The following is a 2150-nucleotide window of genomic DNA, read 5'->3' on the forward strand; positions in this document are numbered from 1 at the left end:
TGAGAGATAAAGATAGTATAAAAACTAGAGTTAAATTCTAATTCTTTTATTGTGTTTTCATCAAATAAAGCTTGCTTATCTTTATCATATAAAACATAATCTTCACAAAAATATAAAGCTTTTAATAGATAGGGTTTTGAATCGATGTTGATGTTGTTGATATTTTCTAAAGATAGTTTTTGTATATAGGCTATTTTTAAATTATTGATTGCTTGTATAGATACAAGCTTATAATTATTATATTCTTGATTAAAATAATTAAGATTTTCTAAAAATATTTTATACTCATTGATATATTCTTTTTCATTTTGTATATTATTTAAATGCTTAAGACTTTGATTGAAAATATTATTATTATAAAAATTACAAGAAAAACTATCAAAATTAAATTCTTTTAACAAATTACTATTTTTATTATCTATAGAACATAAAGGAGTAAAGGAATTTTGTATGTTTTTGTAGTAGGGGTAGAGAGAGTTATTGGAAAGATTAAATGCTTGTTGAGTTTTATTTGCACTGAAATAAAGAATTTTTTGCGTTGGTTTTTTGATTAAAGAAACCACAGCGCCTGGTCCAACTATACTCCCAATATAATATAACGGTTGTTTTTGAAAATCTTGTTTTAAGAATTGAAATGCTTGCTTTCTAATTTGATCATTTGAGATTATAAGTTTAATGGCTTTATAAAAGACTTCGGCTTGTTCAATAGCTTCATCTTGTTTTGTGTTGTCATCTAAAATTATATTTTCAACTCCAATAATTTTTATTACAAAATGTCCAAATTCTAAAGCCGTCATAACTGTAGAGTCAAATATACCATTTACTAAATCATCAATATGTTGCAAAATATTCTTATTGTTAGACATTTTATTAGTCCTTTATTTTATTTAAATAGATAAAATATACTAAAATAATTTTATAAAATAAATAAAAAACTATTGAAAAAATAATTTTTAAATTTGTATTTAAATGAAAGAATTCTAACAAATCCATAAAATAATTCCACAATATAAACAAAATTAAAATATCATTAAAAATGCTATATAAAAAAATAAATAATGAATTTGCTTTATATTTGGCTTTACATTTTTTACAAACTAGTTCTTTACCAAAGCCCAATAAAAATACATTTGATGCATTTTGTAATTTATTGATTTTTGTTTTACAAACTTCACATTCTTTATAAATAGACATTTATCGCATTCCTTATGTTACTTTCTACAATTTCTTGCCCCTCTCTTAAAGCTTCTTTTATACTTTCTTCAATATTAATAGTATTATTCTCATTATTAGCATTGTTTTCATTTGCATTCATCTAAAGCCTTTTGGATTTCATTTATCGTATTTTCTATAAAGATTGATGTGTTTTTGCGGTAATCTTTCCATTCTTTCCCGAGTGTCTTATCAGGAAGTTTTGAGCCATCTGGATCTAAGTTAATGAATATATTATAACTTCTCTTTATTTGATTAAACATTAAGTTTCTATCTTCAAAAGAACATAATTGATTGTTATGAAACAAAAGAAGACCCCGAATTGTTATTTTTGGATAGATTGCCATAGTTTTATACCAAGTTCCCTTATCCAAATAACCTACACCCTCTAAATAATCATAAAAATCATCATAATGTTTTATAAATTTAAGTTTTTCTTCAAAAATTTGTTTTTCTAAATTTTTGGTAGTTGCTCTTAGGGCTAAATATTTTTGCTTTTCATTGGAAGTTGAATTTATACCGCTTATGAAATTAAGATAATTAAAATAAATTTGTTCTTTGCTATACAAAAAAATAAAAAACCCGATGTAATTTTTAAGAGAAAATTCAAAATATCTATCCTCAAATCCAAAGAATTTAGCCACCTTAAAATCAAAAATAGCCTTTTGCATTTTTGCATTTAAATCTTTAAAATCTTCTAATTTTGGCTGATGATCATCTACAATTTTAATCATATCTTTAGGACTTGGATTTAAAGTCATTTTTTCAAAGTTTTTAAATTCTAGTTGAAGTTTAGGAAAATGATACATTCCCCAATAAATCGTATATAAAGGAGAATAAAGTAATTTTGCAAGCACGGCGAGTGCTATAATAATCACACCACAAGGTATATAAAATTTTTTAAGTTTGTAGAAGGGTTTATTCATTGTTTATCCTTT

General features: G+C 23.8%; 2 protein-coding genes and 1 pseudogene. All 3 read right to left on the reverse strand.

Annotated features, from left to right (window positions below):
• Positions 1 to 866, reverse strand: a pseudogene (locus AJ886_RS10625) (hypothetical protein); the annotation flags it as partial.
• Between the two features lie 314 nt (positions 867 to 1180).
• Entirely contained in the window at positions 1181 to 1315 is a 135-nt protein-coding gene (locus AJ886_RS10885; RefSeq protein WP_261662870.1) for a hypothetical protein, read from the reverse strand.
• The gene (locus tag AJ886_RS10325; protein WP_083267256.1) at positions 1302 to 2138 is read right to left on the reverse strand and encodes a hypothetical protein; all 837 of its coding nucleotides are present in this window, start codon (positions 2136 to 2138) and stop codon (positions 1302 to 1304) included. The genes AJ886_RS10885 and AJ886_RS10325 overlap by 14 nt, the downstream gene beginning before the upstream one ends.
• Positions 2139 to 2150 lie beyond the last annotated feature (12 nt).

The sequence above is a fragment of the Campylobacter sp. BCW_6465 genome (genome assembly GCF_001762815.1).
Lineage (GTDB): Bacteria > Campylobacterota > Campylobacteria > Campylobacterales > Campylobacteraceae > Campylobacter_D > Campylobacter_D jejuni.

Excerpts from the sequence above, each read along its gene's own strand:
- AJ886_RS10885 (WP_261662870.1), bottom strand. The coding sequence starts at position 1,315 with ATGAATGCAAATGAAAACAATGCTAATAATGAGAATAATACTATTAAT.
- AJ886_RS10325 (WP_083267256.1), bottom strand. The coding sequence starts at position 2,138 with ATGAATAAACCCTTCTACAAACTTAAAAAATTTTATATACCTTGTGGT.